General features: G+C 74.0%; 4 protein-coding genes and 1 pseudogene. 1 reads left to right on the top strand and 4 read right to left on the bottom strand.

Annotated features, from left to right (window positions below; translation table 11 throughout):
• Window positions 1-661: pseudogene (locus ABZ885_RS34120) on the top strand (hypothetical protein); the annotation flags it as partial.
• Window positions 662-756: 95 nt separating this feature from the next.
• On the opposite strand, the gene ABZ885_RS34115 reads toward ABZ885_RS34120, so the two are convergent.
• The 4 genes from ABZ885_RS34115 to ABZ885_RS34100 all read right to left on the bottom strand — a co-directional run bounded on the left by ABZ885_RS34115 (window position 757) and on the right by ABZ885_RS34100 (window position 4,679).
• Window positions 757-1,680 carry a TIGR03619 family F420-dependent LLM class oxidoreductase gene (locus tag ABZ885_RS34115; protein ID WP_360197486.1) on the bottom strand — a complete coding sequence of 308 codons (924 nt, stop codon included), beginning with the start codon at window positions 1,678-1,680 and terminating at the stop codon, window positions 757-759.
• Window positions 1,681-1,779: 99 nt separating this feature from the next.
• The gene (locus ABZ885_RS34110; RefSeq protein ID WP_360197483.1) at window positions 1,780-2,463 is read right to left on the bottom strand and encodes a hemerythrin domain-containing protein; all 684 of its coding nucleotides are present in this window, start codon (window positions 2,461-2,463) and stop codon (window positions 1,780-1,782) included.
• Window positions 2,464-2,808: 345 nt separating this feature from the next.
• Window positions 2,809-3,948: a glutamate--cysteine ligase gene (locus ABZ885_RS34105; RefSeq protein WP_360197480.1), complete on the bottom strand. Its 1,140-nt coding sequence runs from the start codon at window positions 3,946-3,948 to the stop codon at window positions 2,809-2,811.
• A 326-nt stretch (window positions 3,949-4,274) separates the two neighbouring features.
• Window positions 4,275-4,679 carry a hypothetical protein gene (locus tag ABZ885_RS34100; RefSeq protein ID WP_360197477.1) on the bottom strand — a complete coding sequence of 135 codons (405 nt, stop codon included), beginning with the start codon at window positions 4,677-4,679 and terminating at the stop codon, window positions 4,275-4,277.
• Window positions 4,680-5,775 lie beyond the last annotated feature (1,096 nt).

Raw genomic sequence — 5,775 nt, 5'->3', positions numbered from 1 at the left:
CTGTTACCATCTTTCCCTACTCGACGCTGTTCCGATCTCGGTGGCCAGGCTGCGCGGCGCCATGGTCGCCATGGCCCAGGGCCGTTTCGACGACGCGGAGCAGGCGCTCGGGTCGGCGGTGGCGGAGCTGCGCGCGCAGGGGGCGGTGGACCTCAGCTCTCTGGCGGCCCTGGCCATCGGGTGCATCCGGTTGCAGCAGGGCCGGCTGGACGAGGTACTGCCCATGGTCCTCGCGGTGTGGGAGCAGTACCAGCCGCTCAACGAAGCCATGACCGCTCTCGCGCTGCTGGCCGCGGGCCGTCCCGAGGACGCCCGCGACGTCTTCGGCCGCCGGGTGCCGCTCCGGCGCGACTTCGCCTACTCCATCCTGGCCGGGCTGCGCGGCAGCGCCGCCATCGCCCTGGACGACCGGGCGGCGGCCGACGAGGTGTACCGGGACCTGCTGCCCCTACGCGGGCTGGCGGGCGGCGCGAGCAGCCTCAGCATCGTCTTCCGGCCCGTCGCGCACCACCTGGGCGACCTCGCCCGGTTCCTGGACCGCCCCGAACAGGCCCGGCAGCACTACCTCGAAGCCGCGCAGGTGGCGGCCGCCTGGGACTCCCCCCACTGGGCGGACGCCGCGCGGACGGCCCTGGACGGGCTGCCGCCGGCGCCCGCGTAGCGGTGCCCTCCCGGCGCCGGCCGGTGCTCGGCCCGGGAGGCCGAGGAGGGCCCGGCCAGCCATGGGCAAGCCCGGCCGGTGCGGGACGGGCCCGGTCAGCCCGGGACGGGCTCGGCCAGTTCCGCCATGAACGTCGCCGCCAGGTCGAGGAACTCCCCGGGCGAATCCGTCGTCAACTGGAGGTCCACCAGCACCTCGTCGTTCCCCGTCCCGCACATCACCCTCAGGTGGTCGCAGATCTGGCGCACCGTCCCGCGCTGGTGGACCTCCGAGGGATCCGCCTCCGCCGCCGTGACCTCGGGGTTCACCCGGAACACCCGGCGCAGCCCCGCCGGGTCCCGCCCCGCCCGCTCGGCGGCCTCCACCGCGACCGCCCAGAGACCCTCGAAGTACGGCAGCGGCATCGAGGCCGCGAGCCAGCCGTCCGCGCGCCGGCCGACCCGCTCCAGCGCGGGCGGGGTGAAGCCGCCCAGCAGGATCGGCGGCCTCGGCCCCTGCACGGGCTTGGGCAGGACGGTCGATTCGGGGATCGTCCACAGCCGGCCGGTGTGGACCACCGGCTCGGACCGCCACACGGCGTCCAGGACGTCGAGGGTCTCCTCCAGGCGTGCGCCGCGGCCCTGCCAGGGCACCCCGGCGGCCTGGTACTCCTCACGCATCCAGCCCAGCCCGATCCCCACGTCCAGCCGCCCGCGGCTGATCAGGTCGAGGGTCGTCAGCGCCCGGGCGAGCACGAGGGGCGGCTGCCACAGTGCGTTGAGCGTGCTGCTGCCCAGTCGCACCCGTTCCGTGGCCGTGGCCGCCACGGCCAGGGCGAGCAGCGGGTCGAGGTGGGTGGCGTACCGGACGGGCATCGGCTTCCCGCCAGGGTAGCCGTCGGGAGGAGCGAGCGGCGCCAGGAGCCGGTCGGCCACCCAGAGACTGTGGCAGCCCAGCGCCTCCAGCGCCGCGCACATCGCGGCACTGCGGCCGGGATCGGCGAACGGGCCGAACTGGGGTACGGAGAATCCGATACGCATCGGTGGGAGTTCCTCGATCGGTACGGTGCGGGGCGGGCACCCGGTGACGGACACCCGCGGGAGGGCTTCGGGGAGGGGCGGTCGCCGGGCGACGGAACGTCAGGCGCCGGTGCGCCGGCCGCGGATCCGGTCGGTCTCACGGCGGTACTGCCGCTGCCCCAGCAGCCTCCACAGCACCCGGGCCGGAAGGGGCAGCCGGCCGAGGAACTCCCGGCGCTCCTCGGGCGACGTGTCCTCCAGGATCGCGCCCAGCGCGATCATCAGCCGGTTCCGGGGCGTCTCGGCCAGACCCCGCTCACCCACCGCGTGCCACTGCCGCTCGTTCACGTGGAGCGCGACCAGCGGCATCACCTCCCGCTCCTCCTCGTCGAGGTGCGCGCACAGCTGCCGGTGGTGCCGGCGCAGCGCCTCGACGAGCTCGTCCCGGTCCTCGCGCAGGGCCTGCACCTGCCACCGGTCCATGACCGCCTGGACCGCGGCGATCCCCGCGTCCAGCTCGCGGTGCTGCGCCTCCATCGCCAGGACCTGCTCGGCGTCGAGGTCCAGGTGGGGCAGCAGTACGGGCCAGAGCACCTCGTCCTCGCCCGTGTGGTGGGCGTGCAGGCCGACGGCGTACAGCCGCCAGTGCTCGGCGAGGACCTGGGAACGGGCGGTGTCGCCGGGCCGCGCGTCCTGGACGAGTTCGGCCAGCAGGCGCGACTCGCGGCGGAACACCTGGTGGATCATCGCCATCTCGCGGGTGTAGGGGTGGACGGGTGCGTGGGACGTGTTGCTCGAAGTCATGACCCCCAGTCTTCGGAGCGCAGTTGCAGCACAGTTGCAGCGCACTTGCACCCCGACTTGTCCCACCCCTCCGGAAGCGGGCCGCCGCGTCACTCTTCCCCGCGGTGACGCTCGCCGTCCAGCCCGGTGCCGGCCACTACCCCTGGCTGGACGACCCGCAGGCGTTCACGGCGACGGTCGAGGACTTCCTCGCCACCCCCACGCCCGGCCGGTTCGACGCCGACCGGTATCTGTGCTCCTGGAGCCTGCCCTTGTGGGGTGCCGGGTTCGCTCCGCGCGGCGCCTGCACGAGCGCCCTCTGTCTCCGGCCACCCCGCTCAGGCCGTGACGCTCAGGCCGTCACGCTCAGGCCGCCGCGCTCTCCGCCGCGATCATCGCGATCAGTCCGGAGCGCCCGTGTTCCGCCAGGTGCCGACGCTGGCGGTCGGCGCCGTTGCCCACGTCCAGCAGGCGCTCGACCAGCGGGACCACCGCGCGGGTGTCCCCCAGGTCGTCCATCACCGGAGCGAGCGCGGCCAGCATGGAGGCGACGAGCTCGCCGGCCGGCCGGGACAGCCCCGTCGCCGGATCGTGCAGGGTGGCGTCCATGCCGTACCGGGCGGCGTGCCACCCCGCGCCTTCCAGGCTCTCCGGCGTCCGCTGCGGCGCGGGACGCCCGGCGGCCGCCTCCCGCATCGCCGTGACGACCAGCGCGCGCACCAGCCCGGCCAGCATCACCGCCTCGTCGACGCGCAGCTGGACGTCCATCGCGCGCAGCTCGACGGTCGGGAACTTCGCCGAAAGCCGGGCCTGCCAGTACAGCTGTCCGCGGTCGCGGATCAGCCGGGCCTCCAGCAGGTGGTCGATGCGGCGCTCGTAGTCCTGCGCGTCCGCGAAGTACGGCGGGATCCCGCTGATCGGCCAGCGGCTGAAGACCACCGTGCGCCAACTCGCGTAGCCGGTGTCGGAGCCGTACCACAGCGGCGAGTTCGCCGACAGCGCGGTCAGCACCGGCAGCCAGGGCCGCAGGCGGTTCAGCACCTCGACGCCCGCCTGCGGGCCGGGCACGGCCACGTGCACGTGCATGCCGTTGATGAGCGCCTCGTCCGCCAGCCGCGACATGTTCCGCCTGATCGAGCGGTACCGCGGGGCGTCGACGATCGCCGGAGGTGTGGAGGGCGCGTACGGGGCGGTGCCGCACGCGGCGAGCCGGCAGCCGGAAGTCTCCGCGGCGGCCGCCAGCGCGTGCCGCAGCCGCAGCAGATGGCCGCCGACCTCGGCGAGGTCCCGGCAGACCGGGGTGGCCACCTCCACCTGCGCCTGGAGCAGCTCGTTCTGCAGCTCGCTGTGGTGCACGGCGGGGTGCAGCCCGGCCGCCTCCCGCACCGCGTCGACCTGCGGCAGCGGCAGACCGCTCTCCGGGTCCAGCAGCAGGTACTCCTCCTCGACGCCGACCGTCGGACGGCCGCCCGTATCCAGGGTGAGCCCGCCATCACCGTCTGTCACACCGGTGCCAGTGCCCATAACTCCGGGTTACCCACCCATCCGGCGGCGAACCGGGACACAGGCGATACCCGGCGGCACGGCTAGGCCAGCCCGGGCACAGGCCGAGGAAGACCAACAGCGGCCGCCGCCTCCCCGGTGCCCCACGGCCGGCAGAGGCAGGACCGAGGGCACGCTCGGCTGAATGCGTTGTTCAGCGCACCGGAACAGGTGTCTCGGCAAGAACGAGAACCCGCGCTCCGGCTCGAGACCGATGTGTCGGCTGCCGGCCGGCGCCGGGGCCGTGTGGCGGCGGGGGCAGGGCGTCCGGCACACGGAGCCCGGCGGGGTCAGTGCCCCTCGCGCACCTCGAACACGCCGCTGTCCCAGTACACCGACGGCTCGTCGGCCTCGCTCGGCCAGTCGCTCTGCAGATGGCGCCGGCCGTACCCGAGGGCGCCGGCCCGGTGCGGACTCAGCCGCCCGGCCATCAGGTCGTCCGCCTCGGCGTCCGTGATCGGCAGCACCGTCCGGTACTGCGCGTCCCGCGAGGCGACCCAGTCGACGTACTCGGTGAAGACGCTCACGAAGGCCTGCGAACAGAGGCCGCAGCGCTGGACGGAGACGATGAAGTGCGAGTCGTCCCGGATCACCTTCTCGACCCGGACCCCGGTGTGACTCCGATGGTGCGCCCGCGCCACCGCGGCGTCCTCGGCACAGCACGCCTCGCACCCGAAACCCGCGGACTCCGTCACGCCGCCCCCTGTAGTCGCACCCCGTCCCCCGGCGGTGGGGCCACATCCTACTCGGCCCGCGCCGACCTCGGCAGTCCTCCTTCCCGGGCACCCGGTCCGGCACGACCGACGGAGGCGGCGACCGGCGGTAGCGGATCGGGCGGCCCGGGCGGACGGGGCGCCGCGGTCGACCTCCGCCATCGCGCCGGCTTCCCGATCTCCGGCCCCCTGGATCACCGTGTCCGGGCACACCTCGCGCCTGCTGTGGACCTGTGCCCTGCCGCCCGGACCGATCACGAGCGGACGAGCGGCAGCAACCCATGCCGCATATCTATACGGATCATGGCAAACTGGGCGTAAGTGATCGTGCTCTACAGAGGAAAATCACCCATGACACATGGAGCCCACCCCCACGCTCCTACCGTCCGCGCAAACATCGACAGGGCCCGCGGCTGCGACGAATGCCGCAGCTGGGGCACCGTGATCACACCCGAGGGCCGCCACGAGCTGTGCCCCAGGTGCCAGCACCCTGATCAAGCACGCGGCCTCCGGTCCCTGACCGGCGACCTCCAGGCCACCTCCGACGAACTCGGCCAGGTCCCGGCTCCGCCCCCGCACACGCCCGGCCCGGGAACCCCGATACAGGCGCCCCGAGCCGGAAGCAGGCCACACTGAGCGCTCCCAGGCGGGCAGAGCTCCTCGTGCAGCCGCCGCAGCTCCCGCCACGGATCCGCGAACCTGAGGCCCGGCCACGGGCAGGCACCGGGCTGGAGGCCCTGCCAGAGCCGTTAGGTTCGCAGGATGTCGGGACCGAAGCCGTTGATGTCGGTCCAGGCTGCCCGGACCAGGGGAAACCAGATGTCCGGACGGACCGCGGGGATCTTGGGATCATCGGCGGCAGACACGCCGAGGACCTGGGAGGCGGCCTCACCCGATCACCTTGCTGACGCCCGGCAAGGACGGGAAGCTGGTGATCGACTTCGAGGACGCGGTCCAGCGCGCCGTGACCGTCCACGCCGGGGAGATCACCTGGCTGCCGCCGCCCGGCGCGGTCCCGGCCGCGCCCGGCGCGGCCGTCGCGCAGCCTGCGGCCGCCCCGGCGGCTCCGGAGCCGAAG

This window comes from Kitasatospora sp. NPDC047058 (assembly GCF_040643935.1).
Lineage (GTDB): Bacteria > Actinomycetota > Actinomycetes > Streptomycetales > Streptomycetaceae > Kitasatospora.
This window is presented reverse-complemented; position numbering and strand designations above follow the sequence as displayed.